This window comes from Kitasatospora sp. NPDC059408 (assembly GCF_042751525.1).
In the GTDB taxonomy this organism is placed as follows: Bacteria; Actinomycetota; Actinomycetes; order Streptomycetales; family Streptomycetaceae; genus Kitasatospora.
In genome coordinates, this window is sequence record NZ_JBHYWI010000020.1 from 77155 (window position 1) to 90594 (window position 13440).

Below are 13440 nucleotides of genomic sequence, written 5' to 3' on the forward strand. Positions count from 1 at the left end.
CGCCCGGCTCACAAAGCCGGGAGTCAAGGGGAAGAACTAGGTACGCTTCGCCGACCCGCCGCGTCCCCGAATCGGCACGCTGGCGGCTACAAGTACCCGGCGGATCTTCGCCGGACGGACGCCGTAGATCTGCGCCAACGTCGTTTGCGGGACCTTCGCCAAGTACTTCGTGACGATCTCCGCTTCGACCACCGGCGAGAGGATCACCGAAGGCTTGCGCTTGGCGAGTTCACGCCGCTCTTGCGCACCGCGCAGGTCGACACCCCACGTGGTCAGCAGCCGCTTCAAGCGCTTCGGAGAGATCTTGATTTCCTCCTGGAGCGCTTCCAGGGTGGTGCCGGCCTCGTACCGCTCAACGGTCCTGTCCGGGTCGGGAACGAACGGCGCCCCGGGGCCGTGGTAAGTCACGATCACGTCGTACCGGGGCATGTGCCTCGGAAGTACGGCCCACGTGCCGAACCGCTTGCACTCCCGTTCCATGTCGGTGAGGAGGCGCACGCCGAAGGCGCGAACGTTGGCTTCCCGCTCCCACCCGCCGGGACGCCCCAGCTCCTCCGCCAGCGCTGCGCGGGAGATCAGGACGGCAGCCAGCTCCTCCGCGCTTCCGGCACCGATGTTGCCGGAGACCGTACGCGCCGGCTCCACTCCCCCGCTGAAAATGTGCCGGGCACGCCACGGGAAGCGCTCCACCGCGAAGTGGTCCACTAGCGGCCCACCGGCTCACCGTCGACCATGAACGGCACCAGGAGACCCGCCTCAACACAGTCCAACGCCGTGGTCACCCGGTTGGCCTGCTTCTTGGAGCAGACGTTCCGCAGCTCGTCCCGGTCGATCCAGTGGTGCCCGCGAAGGTTGCTCTCCTGAACGGGCGGGACCTTGACCTTGTCGGCCCGCCGGCGGTCCAGGCGGCCACCCCAGAAGACGAAGTTGATACCCGCCGGGATCACGTCTCGACGGCTCCAGTCCGGCACCACAAGTTGGTGGAAGTCCTGGACAAGACCGGTCTCGGCGTAGAAGTGCCGGGACGCGGCCTCGTTCGGGTCCTCGTCCTCTTCCATGCTGCCGCCGGGAAGGATCAGCCCGTCCTTGTACACCGGATCGACCATGAGCACCCGCTTGTGCTCGTCCAGGGCCAGCACGACACAGCCGACGCGAACGGGATTCGGGTCGGTCAGGATCGCGGGACGCGGCGGCGCCTCCGGGTCAGCGAGGAACAGGTTCAACGGTCGTCTCCTCTACAGGGGTTGTTAGGTGCCCGCTCCGGCCGTGGGGAGGGAAACGGAGCGGGCCGTCAGTGGGTGAGTTGGGCACGGGCGTGGTGAACGCCACGACGCCAGCGGCGAAGCGTGGCCCGGATGCGTTCGGCCTTCTCGCCGGGGGCGTTCCAGGTCTCACGGTGGTGGGCGGCAAGCGCCTCGTGACACCAGCGGCAAGCAGAGATAGCGATCTCCTGCCCGCCATTCACGGTCATCTCGCCGACGGCGGAAACGTCGCGGTGATGACCACACATGAAGCACCGACCCGGAGCCCAGACGACACCCGGGAGGGGACACGGCGGCCACCCGGGTTCCAGGTCGATCACGTCTCGTCCCGCCGCCGGGCTCTTCGCTCGTCCAGGTGACTGATGATGGACGCGGACGCGGACACCCCGCACGAAGCCACCAGCGCGGCCACGAGCAAGAAGACCAACGTCTTCGTCCCCGTCAGATCGTCGGAGACAGCCAGCGTGGCCAGCTCGCCCAGTCCACCAGCGACCAACCCGACGATGACGGTTGCAATCACCGTGTCCAGCGCTCCGGAGGTCAGAGCCTTCACGACGCGTCCTTGAAGCGGTGTTCGGAGAGCGCCGAGCGCTTGTTGCGGGCGGCCAGCTCCGCGCTGAGGCCGGACTTCGCCGGCGGCTTCTCCAGGTAACGGCTGTCGGTCTCCCACTCGTAGCCGTTGGCGCCCCGGACCCACACGACCTTGCCCGCGCCCCGGGCCGTGAGGGTGCCGACCCGGCCGTTGAGCACGTCCAGGACGAGCGCGCCGACCGTGGCCTTGTAGGGGTCGCTAAGCGGCTTGATGTGGGTCGTGTTCGGGTCCTGCTCCGAGTGCATCGGCCCCATGGAGACGCCGTAGTCCGAACATCCCGGCTTGCCGCACGAGCACGGCGGGAAGTCGCGGTGTTGGTACGACCACCCGGGGTCTCGGGTGTCGGGCTGCTCGTTCTCACGCGTCGTCATGATCATTACTCCGTGGGGGCGTTCAATCTCCGCTTCACTGTGTGTGGTTCAAGCGTCGCGCTTTGGCGCTAGCCTTAGAAGCGTGGCCATGTGTCACATCCCAAAGGACACATGGAGGGGCACTCATGGTGTTCACCCCAAACAAGCTGGACCCGGGCAGGTCCGCACGTGATCAGTTCGGCTGGGAGATGCGAGAGCATCGAAGGCGCGCCGGGAGGATGTCTCTGGACCGGCTGGCAGAGATCGTGCACATCTCCAAGGGGCACCTTGCCCGGGTCGAACGTGCCGAGTCGATGCCGCCGCCTGAGCTTCCCCCTCAGCTGGATGCAGCGTTCAACACTGATGGTCGGTTCGGCCGGATCTACCAGCTTGCCCGGAACGAAAAGTTCCCCGGCCGCTACCGCAAGGCCATTGAGCTGGAGAGTGCAGCAGCCGTCATTGAGGAGTACGCGTGTGCGAACGTGCCCGGCCTACTCCAGACTTCGAGCTTCGCAAGGTGCGCGCTGCGGGCGGGTCACCCCCACGCCACCGAACGAGAGATAGACGATCTCCTAGCCGCTCGACTAGGCCGCCAGGCTAGGTTTGGCTCTGCCTCTCCCCCGCGCTGCTGGTTCGTACTTGACGAAGCCGTCCTTCGCCGGCCCGTGGGACCAGCCCGGGTGATGCGCCAACAGCTAGCCGCACTGGCCTCCGAGCGTCGATCGTTCATCACCATTCAAGTGCTTCCGTTCAGCGCGGGTCCGCACCAGGAGATGGGCGGTTCGCTGACTCTCTACACCGATGCGGAGGGAGAGCTCACAGCTTGGGCGGAGGGCTCCAAGGATGGTGTGATCATCGATGAACCTGGGCGTGTTGCCGCCCGTCGGGAGTCCTACGATTACCTCAGGGCTCTTGCCCGGTCGCCCGAGGAATCACAGGCGATGATCAGACGCATCATGAAGGAGTACAGCCGTGGCGGCTGAGCAGTGGCGCAAGAGCTCATACAGCAACAACGACGGCGGAACATGCATCGAACACGACGACGCCCACCCGGGTCGCGTCCGGGACTCGAAGGACCCTGAGGGGCCCCGCCTTCGGTTTGCTCCTGACGCGTGGGCGGCCTTCGTGCGTGCCGCCGCCAACGGGGAGTTCGGCGAAGTCTGAGCCCGTCCAGTTCGGAGACCCCACTACCCGCCGCCGAGTAGTGGGGTCTCGTCGTACCTGGACCTACGCCGCCTCAACCTGCGTTGGCCCGTCCTCCGCCGTCAGGCTGGCTAGCAGTGTGGGCAACCACCCGTGCTCTCCCCACTCGCAGCCCGTGAACACATCCCACTGCCGGTACTGGCCTAGCTCCCGACACCACGTCCACTCAGCCAGGCCGACCAGCCGCCCGCTGACCGTCTCCCGTGCTTCCAGGCGGAAGGCAGCGTGGCCGCGTGCCAGCCGGCGCATCGTCTGAGCCACGCTCATTCCCTCCGCTCTGAGTACGCCGTGCAGTTCCTCGCACGACGTGACTTCGTGTCCCCCGACAGGTGCACCGATCTCTGTCCACGGCTCCCACGTGGTCAGATTCCGCTGCATGAAGTTGGGCACGCTGACCACAATTTTCGCCACATAGGGCATCGGGTGCGTCACCATGCGTAGAGAATAGGTCAAACGTTCTACATCCGGAAGAGGATATTCCGTGATCATGGTCATTGACCAACAAACACACCGTCAAGTGCGCTCCAAGCAAGGCCGTACACATATACAGACGCCTGACCAGCACAAAGGTTGCACCCCAATTTTCCGGCATGGCCATGACTGCATTCTGTGTTGACAAAGTCAAGGCAAAGAAAAAAGGCCACCCACCATCACATAGAGTGACAGTGAGTGGCCGAAAATCGCCTCTGGCATCGTCACGTGACGATGCTCAGCGAGACCCGAGCAGCAACAGGCGCGCTGCCTCGTAGTCCCCTTGGGCTAGGGCGTTCATCATGGGTCGTGCGGGTCCGTAGGAGTCGGCGCGCAGAAGGAACGAAGCCTCCGCCGTGCCGTCCGAGTCGAGTAGTTGAACGTCTGCGATCGACGCCCTGAGGTCGACCACGACCGTCCGGCCTTCGGAGGCGGGGAACGTCTGTCGCATCTCAAGCCCCGATCACGTACATGTCGGCGAAAGCATTCCGGGCCTTCGCGCGGGTCTGCCGGATCTGCGAGTACTCCATGCCGATATCTGCGGCAAGGTCCTTGTCGTTCTCCGTGCCGTAGAAGGGCACCGGGGCTATCCCGAAAGTTGCCTTGAGGACCCTGCGCTGACGGGCACCCATCATGCCCAGCACGGTGTGCACGCGCTGACGGATGAACTTCCGCCGGGCGTCGTCCAGGTCCCGGGGCTCCACGAGGTCCGCCGGCACGTCCAGTTCCGCCGCGAGACGGTCCCCGAGCGTTTCCCCCTCCGCGCCCGGAAGAGGCGCGTCCAGGTAGTCCACGCCCATCCATGCCAGCCGTGCGGCGTTGGCCTGTTCCCGGGAAAGCTTCCGGCCGTTGGGGAGTCCGACCGTGCACACCCGCTCAGCAAGGTACGGGTCTCCGCCGGCCACGCGAAGGGCGGCCTCAAAATCTTTCGCTGCCTGCCCGCTGGCTCCCTTGCGGGTCTCTGCCCGGCGGTGGTCGGAGAGCACCCCCTTGATGGTGGTGTCCACGAAGGTGAAGAACTGGGCGACGCTCTCCCCTTCGAAGCGGCGGAGGGCCAGCCAGACGGCTTCCCGTGCTTCCTGTGCCATGTCTTCGGCAAGGTCGTGGTTCAGCTCGTAACTGATGGTGGCGTAGTGGTTGGCCAACTGGAGCACGCGCTCTTCCGTGGCTTCGATGACGGCGGTGACCGCCTCAAGCTTGTTGTTCTTCGCGTCCTGAATCTGGGCAGGGGTCAGCGAAATCAAGGTGCCGCTCCGGGGTGCTAGGTGATCTGCACCCCGCCTGGAGTGCAGCGGTCACCCGGAGCGGGCTTTTGGGCATGCCGAAGCTCGTTCGGGCATGCGTCATGGATTCGCGGCGAAGTGGCCTTGCGTACCCCGTTCCGGGCTAGCAGGACTGGGGCTTGCGCATGGCCTTCGTCGTTGCGTGGGGGTCGAACTTACGGAGGCAGTCCGACACCCTCAACGCTGTTTCTACCGGGCAAACACCCACGAATCGGGGCATCAACACCGGTCGTCTATAGGACCGTTAGCGGGCTCATCCTTGAAGCGGATAGGGATGAGCCCGCCGTGATTCGGGCGTGATCAGGGGGTCAGCATCGTCACGTGACGATGGTCAGCGGGTCAGAAATCGGCGCCGTAGAGGCTCCCCCACGATCGCTTCCCGATCTCTGCCGTGGCGACGATCGGCACCCCGTAGAGGTCGAAGGTCATGCACTTCTCAATCTCCCGCGCCACCTCTTCGGCTTCCTTCGCGGGAACCGACGCAAGAAGCTCGTCATGAATCGGCAAGCGCAACAGGGGCAGGAGGCCGGCCTCTTCGGCGTTCAGCATGGCCTGACCCAGGCAATCCCTAGCCGCCGACTGGCAGGCGTAGTTGACGACGGCATAGGCCCTGTCCCGGTCCAGCGGCAGCCGCCGGCCGGTGGCGGAGATGAACACCATTCGGCGGGCTCGGGCCTCCCGCTGCCACCGGTTCGACGCGCGCCGGATCTCCGGATACAGCCGGTCGTACTCGGCGAAGGCCCGGGACATGGCCTCTTCGGTGGCACCGGTCTGCCGCGCTGCCGTGGCGACTCCGCCCCCGTACACCTTCGAGAAACCCGCACCCTTGAAGACCTTCCGGTCCTTCTCGGTGGCGGCCTCCCCCTTGATGATCCGGGCCGTGAACCAGTGAATGTCTTCGCCAGCGAGGAAGCCGGCGGTCATCCTCTTGACCCCCGCCAGCGCGGCCAGAACACGCATCTCCACGGCGGAGAAGTCCGTACTCACCATCACGTGCCCCTCGTCCGCCAACAGACAACGCCGGATCATCTGATCCGAAGAGGGGAGAGTCTGTAGCGCCGGACGCTGAACACTCATCCTTCCCGTGCGGGCGGCCAACGTGTTGATCCCGCTGTGCACCCTCCCGGCGTCGTCCACGGAGTCCAGGAAGGTTTGGGTGTAAGTCGTCCCCCACTTGCCCGCCCTCTTCGAGCGAAGTACGGCCTCCGCCAACGGGTTTGGCGTACGCGCGCCTATTCGCTTCCACTGGAGATCCAAGTCCGCCAACCGGAGAAGAACGGCCTTGTCCACCTTGAGAGCCCCGGAGGCCGTACGCTCCGTCAGCGTCTCGCCCATGCCCATGAGGGCTTCCGCGATTTGCTTCGTGGCGTTGACGGAGGTCACCCCGTACCGGGCGGCCTTCTCCGCGAACTCCGCTGCCTCCGCCGACAGTTGGGCCGCGAGACGGCGGGTATAGGGCACGTCCAGGACAAGCCCGGTCCGCTCCATGACCATGCACATCCGGGCAAGGTCGTGCTCGTAGTCCACGAGGGCTTCCCGCACTTCCAGCCGGCGAAGCTCCGCCCGGAGGACCGGCTCCAGACGAGCCGTCAGGATGCAGTCCAGCCCCCCGTAGAGGTTGAAAGTCGGGTGGTCCAGGTCGATCCGGGCGAACCCGGTGGACTTCGTCAGCCCCAGAGACCGGAAGACGCTCGTCAAGTCCCCTTGCGTATCAGGAGCCGACGGGTCCACCCAGAAGGCAGACAGGGGCTTGAGAGCCGTCCCGATGCCGCCTTCCATGGGCTGGCGCGGGTCGATCAGCGTTGCGAGGATGCGCGTGTCCGTGACCCGGTCCACGAGGTCTTCCAGCGGGATGCCGGCGTGCCGGTCGATCACCAACAGGTCGTACGACGCGTTGTGGATCAGCATGTCCCGGGTGCGGGTCAGCGCGTCCCGTGCGTACTCCTGGAACCAGCCGCCGCGCTCCCAGTGGATCACCCACGCGTCGGAGCGGTCTCCGAACTGCACAGTCCTGAGGCGGAAGTCCCGAGCGAAGAGCGCTAGTCCCGTGGTCTCGGTGTCGATTGCGACCGGGCCACGGTTGCTGGCGCGTCGCCACCACTTCCGGAACTCGTCCAGGTCGTCCACGGTTTCCGGCACGTGGACCCGGACGGTCTCCCCGGCAATCTCGTGCGTGTAGGTCCGCACCCTGCCCCCCTTCGGGCAGCAAAAAGGGGACCACCGTCACGTGACGATGCTCCCCTTCTGCTACCGCTCTTAGTTGAAGATCCCCGGGGCCCCCTTGTCGGGCTGATCGGTCAGCCGAACCCCGAAGAAGGTGATGCCCTGATTGGTCTTGCGCTTGTTCGCTCCCCGCTCTTCCATGGCCCGGTAGAACGTGGTGCGCCGCCACCTTTCGGCGGGCGGCAGGTTCTCCGCCTCACACCACGTCAGGTACTCCGAGAAGAGTTCGTTGCCTAGGAACCGGTCGGAGTCCGTCCCGGTAATCTCGACTACGCCGGGGGTGAACCCCTGTAGCTCGTCGGAGACTTCGCGGTACTCCCGCGTTGCGTTGCGCACGGGGCCCGGGTCGTCCAGCCCGCCGGCGTACCACTCGACGGCCCCCTTGACCGCCCACGTGACGATGCCCTGAGCCTCCGCGAGTAGGGCGCCAGAAAGCCCGTAGTCGCGCTCTTCCGGAGCGAAGTACCGGTTGAACGGCAGCATCTTGACCCTTCGCCACAACCCTTCGTCGGCCCCCTTGAAGCGAGGCTTGTGGTTGGTGGCCAAGAGAATGAGGAAGGTCGGGGTGTAAGTGAAGAACTCTTGCCTCAAGAACCTTGCCGTCACCTTGTCCTTGCCGGTCAGGTTCTTGAGGACGCTCTCCGACATGGCCTTGCCGCTCTCACCCTCAGAGGCCATGACGAGCCGTGAACCCCGAAGCGCTGCAAGGTCGTTGGGGATTCCTCCGGATCGGCGCTCTTCGAAGGTGGCGAAGGGAGTGGTCGTCACGAACGGCCCGAAGATCTCGGCGAGCGTGTCCGTGAAGACGCTCTTCCCGTTCGCACCGGACCCGTGGAGTACGCAGAAACACTGTTCGCTCACGTGCCCGGTGATGCCGTAGCCCACGAGCCGGCGGAGGTACCCCGGCATGCTTGGCATGCCCGGCATGATCTCTGAGAGGAACGCCTCCCACCGGGGAGCCTTCGCGTCCGGGTCGTACTCCAGCGGCAGCGACACCGTGAGCATGTCGCGCTTGTCGTGCGGGCGGAGCCGTCCCGTGCGGAGGTCGACCACCCCGTTGGAAAAGCTGAGCAAGTCGGGGCGCGCGTCGAAGGCGTCCGCCTTGACGTAGACCTCCGGGACGCTGCGAAGCTCCGTGAGGATGGCGTCAATGCCGGTCGTGTTGAGAAACCCCTTCGCGGCCGTGGTCTCTCCGGCCAGCGCCAGTGCGGCGCCCATGCGGTGAATCTCCTGACGGACCCGAACTTCCGACCGGTCCCAGCGCTTGCCGCTCCAGACATAGAAGCCCAAGCCGGGGGCGAACTTGATCCGCCCGTCCGTCCAGGCCACGAGGCCGTACGCGTTCATGGCGTTGGTGGCTCCGAACTTCTTCACGAGCTGGCCCAACAGCCTTGCTGCTTCAAGCCCCTGCTCCCGGTCCACGAAGTCCGCGCCGGTCCGCTCCGCCAACTCCGCGCTATCGGCAGCATCCTGAGCGTCCACGGTGGCCACGAGGGGACGAGCAGACTTCACGGCGGAGTGGAGAGCCAGCGGGAAGGCCACCGGGTTCCGTTCGCGCCAGTCGGTGAGGTCGTCGCCCTCGTTGTGGACGTTGAGGACGAGTACGTTCAACCCACGCGCTTCGAGACCTTCGGCCAGCTTGCGCATGAAGCCCCGGCCGGCGGTGTCGTTGTCCCCGCAGATGATCACCTGAGAGCCCCGGAGGCCGGCGGCCAACTCGTCTAGAAGCTCAGGTGAGTTGGCGAGCGACGCGCCCCGGATGGCCACACTGTCGTACCCGACGGCCACGGCCGTGAGGGCGTCCCCTGGACCTTCGGTGACGATCGTCGTCCCGTACCCGCCCTGACCCTTGAAGACGCCGTAGGCCGTCCACCTCTCCCCTTCGGGGTTGATCAGGGAGTACCAGCGTCCCGGGCACTGCCCGGTGAGGTCCCGGCCTTGAGCGCCACGGGCCACCCCGTCGAAGCCCCGGAGCGGCACCACGAGACGCGGGAAGTCCCGCCACGAGGTCGACCGGAAGGAGAACCCCGGGCTCTCCGCCCCGTGGTCGGCGCCTAGCTCCAGGTCGTGAGCCAGCTCGTCCCCGACTCCGAAGCGCTCAAGGGCGTAGTCGAGAGCCCGGGAGCCGGCGGGGCTGTCGGAGCGGTGCAGCCAGGCAATCGCCCGGTCCAGGTACGAGGCCAGCGCGGCAACTCGTCCAGTTCCTACGAGGGTTGGCCGTTCGGCCGGAACGGTGGCGCCGTCGCCTTCGACGTTGAAGAGGTCCGCCCATTCGAGCCCGGCCTTGCCGATCACGTCCCCGGTGAGGCAGCCGGCACGGCAGGTGAAGCGGACCTTGAGGTTGGTTCCACGCCAGATCCGAAGAGACGGCCTGGAGTCACCGTGCGCCGGGCAGACAGCGAGATAGCCGCCGTCGGCTTCCTCGGTCACCTCCCGAAAGCGGGACAGGATCTCAGCGAACTGCACTGATCACCCCCGGGCCGTAGGCGGAACGCACGTCTTCGACCAGAGCCGGAAAGGCGTCCAGGTCACAACTCAGATACCAACGGCCGGTGTTGAGACCGCGAATCGTGGCCGTGAAGCCGTACAGCTTGAACATGGAGTCCGTATCCATGCCGAGCGTCTGCCGTACACGGGTCCAGGTGCTCACCGTGAAGTGGACCTTGCCCCGGCCAACGGCAGCGCCACGGGTCTTGACGACGGCCACCCCGAACGGGAAGCCAGCGTTGACGGCTTCGGCCTCCGCCTGTCGCAGGAACCCCGGGACTGACGGAGACTTCACGTCCTTGCACTCCAGGATGAAGGGCACGAGATGCACGTCCCCAACGTCCTTGGCGCCTTCCTGCGCCGGCCGCCGAGCGTTCCCCCAGAAGAACGGGTCTCGGACCTTGCCATCCTCTCCGAGAAGGCCAAGCTCCCGGTTGTTGTGGTCCCGCACGGCGGACTCCCATGCCGTGCCCTTCTGCTTGTTCGGGTTGGCCATCAAGTCCCCCTTTGTTGTTGCTAGTTGCAGTAATCGCGGTCTTCGTCCGGCTCCACCGGGCCCGGACTGATCAGCCGCACGTGTTCCGCCCCGACCCAGACAGCGCGAAGGCTCCGCCGCTTGCGGAAGCCGGATTCAGCGCCGGTCGGCTTGAGCTTGAGCATGGGGCGGAGCCTGCCGCCAACCGTGACCGTCACCACCGTGTCCACCACGGCGTCAGCCACGCGCACCCGGTTCCCCTGCCGTGCCGCGTAGCACACGAGGTCACCGGGGTACATCTCGTCGGCGGCGTAGTCCGTGACAACTCCTCGTTCCCCCATGGGAGTTACCTCTCCTCTTTGTGGTTCATCAGGTGGAGATAGGCGGAGAACGCCTGTTGTGACATGGCGCCGTTGCCCACGGCCCGGAGCTGGGCAGCGCGGTTGAGGCCCGGAACCCGGGTGATCCACCCGCCCGGCAACCCCATGAGCCATTCGCCGAAGACGGAGGCCAGCCGTCGGCCACCACGAGGCCCGAACTCCACTGGCACCGGGGCGGGTTGGCCGATCAGGGTTTCCCATCGATGCACGGCGGCGCCGAACTCTCCCCACCACTCCGCCGGACTGTGGAACGCCCCCGGCTCCAGCTCGTCCCGCTCCGGGTCGACCGGCAACAGAAACGAGACTTCGTCGTCCAAGTTGGGACCATGACCGCCGGCCTTGCGCTTGTCCGGGTGTTGGGGCGCTCCGTTCCCCGCAAGGTTGGCCGTGGGGGTCTTGAAGAGGCGGTGCGCCGTCGGCTTGTCGAAGAGCCTTGCGACGGCGGTCACGAGGTCGTCCCCGCCGGCTCCCTCCCGGTCAGCCTTCGCGAAGTCCGGCCCCCTCGTGGCGTCCGATGCGGTCGGGGTGGGCAGAAGGGGAAGCGACGCAAAACCACCGGTCACGGTGGTGGGGGGCTCCAATGCCGGACGCTCGAAAGCTAGTCCATCTCGCGTCATACCCGATTTCGGCCAGATCCCCGAGAACAACTTGAAGCCCTCGTCGCCTGATTGCGGCAACGTTCTCCAGGAACACGTAATCCGGTCGAAGAACGCGAACGGCCTCCGCAACGTGTCGCCAGAGGCTTGACCTTTCGCCATGAATCCCCGCCCTCTTCCCCGCGTTCGAAATGTCTTGGCAGGGGAATCCGGCGGTGATGATGTTCACGCGCCCAGCGATGCGTGACCAGTCGAACTCTCGGATATCCCCGATGTTCGGGGCTTCCGGGTAGCGGGCACTCAGGATGAGAGCCGCGTTGGGATCGACCTCCGCCACGTACCGCACCCGTTCCCCCGTGAGCGCTTCGACGGCGCGCCCCAGTCCCCCGTAGCCGGCGCACAGCTCAAGAATCGGCATGCGCCAACCCCCAGATGAGAAAGGGCGGAGCCCCCGGAAGGACTCCGCCCAGTGAACTCACGACTCGTGCGGGTCGTCCGCGATGGCCTCGTTGTACGCCTTGATCACCTTGATGACCGGCTTCCGGAAGGACACGGCCTGACCGGATGCAGCGGTGAACTCGACGTGCTCCAGGCTCAGGCTGCACAGCGCCTCACCGCCGACGGCATCAAGCGCGTCGTCAATCTCGTGCAGCACCTTGACCAGCTCCCACGAGGTAGAGGTGAGCTGGCCCTTGCCAAGGTCGTAGTCCTCAGCCAGGCGGAAGGTGATCTTCGTCTGAGGCGCCGGGCCACGGCCCGAACGGGACTGGGCCTTGCGGTCCGCCAGCAGCGCCGGGCAACCGCACGGGGTACCCGCGTCCTCCTCCGGGCTCAGGAAGTTGACGCCGTCGCACTCGTGGATCGGCCCGCCGGAGCGGCCCCAGAGGACGAAGCGGCTGTCAATGTCCTTGACGCCGTTGATGACGATCTGGACGGAATCGGAGGTGGTCAGCACCTCAAGGAAGTCTTCCTTGCTGGTCTCCCACTCCTCCGGCTTGCCGCCCATGAGCTGAGCGACAGCGTCGGCAACCTCCGGGTCGCCAGTGGTCACGCGCCAGTGCGCAAGCGACACGGGCCGGTCGTTGACCGTGCGGCCGGCGCGGAACCGGAACGCCACGTCGTCGGAGAAAAGCTGACGCGGCTTCGGCTTGGCGTCCGGGTCGGTGTCCCAAATCTTCGGTCGCAAGTGCGCCCCCCTGTTGTGTGGGCGGCATCGTCACGTGACGATGGTCCCGCCGTGGTGTCTGCCAGTACTGGAGTGCCGGAGATTCCGGCTAGCGGGAGCGGCGCTGAGTGCCCGTCACGAGCTTCTTGGAGCTGGACGCGATGGCACGCCCGAGCACGGTCTTGCTGATCGACTTGTCCCAGTCGAAGACCCGGCGGAGAGTAAGGAAGATCTCGAACACCTCCGCATCGATCCGGACCGGGATGAACTCCCAACCCTCCGGGGTGATGTGGAGAACGCACGCGCCGTCGAACTCCGGCATGGGCTCCCGGGTGCCGTCCGGCGAGACGATCCAGTCAGCGTGCGCGTACGCGGCCATCTGGAGAGCCACCTCCGGGTACGTGCTGGCGGAGGTCTTCCAGTCCGTCATCACGAGGTGCGGACGGCCGTCCGGGTCGGGCTTGCCGTCGTCGCCCAGACGGAGACGAAGGATCGCATCGAACGATCCGGCGTAGTTGTGGGTCGTGCTCCAGGCCACGTCTTCGGCCCGAACGAGCTGAGGGCCGACGGCCTCAAGGAAGTCCGCGAAGTGCTGGCGGTAGGGCTCCAGATCGGGGTGCACCCGGCGGACCACCTCACCGCGAATCATGCGCTCGAAGAGGTCGTGCGCGTCGGAGCCCACCTGAGCGCGGAGCTTGGTGTACCGGGAGTGCGCGTTCTTGAGGTAGTCAATCGCGCCGGCCTCGTCCCGCTCAGCGATGCTGGCGACGGCGGAGAGGTTCTGTACGGCGGTCTCGGCGGTGAGCCGTGCGGCCCAGTAGGTCAGGAACGGCTTCGGGAGCATACTGATTACGCTCGTGACCCCGGGTACCTTCTCGGCGGTCTCAGAGTCGACGTAGAAGCGGCTACCCGACCGCTGAATAGTGCGGACCTTGCCCATGCGTGCCCCCTTC

Annotated in this window: 16 protein-coding genes; 2 read left to right on the forward strand and 14 right to left on the reverse strand. The window is 66.1% G+C overall.

What is annotated here, in order from left to right; translation table 11 throughout:
- Positions 1-36: 36 nt before the first annotated feature.
- The 4 genes from ACFXDE_RS15890 to ACFXDE_RS15905 form a co-directional block, all read right to left on the reverse strand.
- Positions 37-705 (reverse strand): hypothetical protein, encoded by a 669-nt coding sequence (locus ACFXDE_RS15890; RefSeq protein ID WP_380494552.1) that lies wholly within the window; start codon positions 703-705, stop codon positions 37-39.
- Positions 705-1223 (reverse strand): NUDIX domain-containing protein, encoded by a 519-nt coding sequence (locus ACFXDE_RS15895; RefSeq protein WP_380494554.1) that lies wholly within the window; start codon positions 1221-1223, stop codon positions 705-707. The genes ACFXDE_RS15890 and ACFXDE_RS15895 overlap by 1 nt, the downstream gene beginning before the upstream one ends.
- Positions 1224-1578: 355 nt before the next feature.
- Positions 1579-1815: a hypothetical protein gene (locus tag ACFXDE_RS15900; protein WP_380494556.1), complete on the reverse strand. Its 237-nt coding sequence runs from the start codon at positions 1813-1815 to the stop codon at positions 1579-1581.
- Positions 1812-2225, reverse strand: a complete 414-nt coding sequence (locus ACFXDE_RS15905; RefSeq protein WP_380494558.1) for a hypothetical protein — start codon at positions 2223-2225, stop codon at positions 1812-1814. Before ACFXDE_RS15905 ends, ACFXDE_RS15900 begins: the two co-directional genes overlap by 4 nt.
- Positions 2226-2350: 125 nt before the next feature.
- Here ACFXDE_RS15905 and ACFXDE_RS15910 point away from each other — a divergent pair, with 125 nt between their 5' ends.
- Together ACFXDE_RS15910 and ACFXDE_RS15915 are read left to right on the forward strand one after the other, a co-directional pair.
- On the forward strand, positions 2351-3187 hold the full coding sequence (locus ACFXDE_RS15910; protein ID WP_380494560.1) for a helix-turn-helix domain-containing protein: 837 nt from the start codon (positions 2351-2353) through the stop codon (positions 3185-3187).
- Positions 3177-3368, forward strand: a complete 192-nt coding sequence (locus tag ACFXDE_RS15915) for a DUF397 domain-containing protein (protein ID WP_380494562.1) — start codon at positions 3177-3179, stop codon at positions 3366-3368. Before ACFXDE_RS15910 ends, ACFXDE_RS15915 begins: the two co-directional genes overlap by 11 nt.
- A 63-nt stretch (positions 3369-3431) precedes the next feature.
- Here ACFXDE_RS15915 and ACFXDE_RS15920 read toward each other — a convergent pair whose 3' ends face one another.
- The 10 genes from ACFXDE_RS15920 to ACFXDE_RS15965 all read right to left on the reverse strand — a co-directional run bounded on the left by ACFXDE_RS15920 (position 3432) and on the right by ACFXDE_RS15965 (position 13427).
- Positions 3432-3902, reverse strand: coding sequence for a hypothetical protein (locus tag ACFXDE_RS15920; RefSeq protein ID WP_380494564.1), 471 nt, complete (start codon positions 3900-3902; stop codon positions 3432-3434).
- A gap of 428 nt (positions 3903-4330) precedes the next feature.
- Complete coding sequence (locus ACFXDE_RS15925; RefSeq protein WP_380494566.1) at positions 4331-5122, reverse strand: sigma-70 family RNA polymerase sigma factor; 792 nt, start codon at positions 5120-5122, stop codon at positions 4331-4333.
- A 378-nt stretch (positions 5123-5500) separates the two neighbouring features.
- Complete coding sequence (locus ACFXDE_RS15930; RefSeq protein ID WP_380494568.1) at positions 5501-7348, reverse strand: DNA polymerase; 1848 nt, start codon at positions 7346-7348, stop codon at positions 5501-5503.
- Positions 7349-7417: 69 nt separating this feature from the next.
- The gene (locus ACFXDE_RS15935; RefSeq protein ID WP_380494570.1) at positions 7418-9850 is read right to left on the reverse strand and encodes a phage/plasmid primase, P4 family; all 2433 of its coding nucleotides are present in this window, start codon (positions 9848-9850) and stop codon (positions 7418-7420) included.
- Positions 9837-10367 (reverse strand): hypothetical protein, encoded by a 531-nt coding sequence (locus ACFXDE_RS15940; protein ID WP_380494572.1) that lies wholly within the window; start codon positions 10365-10367, stop codon positions 9837-9839. The genes ACFXDE_RS15935 and ACFXDE_RS15940 overlap by 14 nt, the downstream gene beginning before the upstream one ends.
- Before the next feature lie 20 nt (positions 10368-10387).
- On the reverse strand, positions 10388-10591 hold the full coding sequence (locus ACFXDE_RS15945; RefSeq protein WP_380494574.1) for a hypothetical protein: 204 nt from the start codon (positions 10589-10591) through the stop codon (positions 10388-10390).
- A gap of 101 nt (positions 10592-10692) precedes the next feature.
- Positions 10693-11175, reverse strand: coding sequence for a DNA (cytosine-5-)-methyltransferase (locus ACFXDE_RS15950; RefSeq protein WP_380494575.1), 483 nt, complete (start codon positions 11173-11175; stop codon positions 10693-10695).
- 28 nt (positions 11176-11203) lie between these two features.
- The gene (locus ACFXDE_RS15955; RefSeq protein WP_380494577.1) at positions 11204-11740 is read right to left on the reverse strand and encodes a DNA cytosine methyltransferase; all 537 of its coding nucleotides are present in this window, start codon (positions 11738-11740) and stop codon (positions 11204-11206) included.
- 57 nt (positions 11741-11797) lie between these two features.
- Entirely contained in the window at positions 11798-12508 is a 711-nt protein-coding gene (locus ACFXDE_RS15960) for a hypothetical protein (protein WP_380494579.1), read from the reverse strand.
- 88 nt (positions 12509-12596) lie between these two features.
- Positions 12597-13427: a hypothetical protein gene (locus ACFXDE_RS15965; protein ID WP_380494582.1), complete on the reverse strand. Its 831-nt coding sequence runs from the start codon at positions 13425-13427 to the stop codon at positions 12597-12599.
- Positions 13428-13440 lie beyond the last annotated feature (13 nt).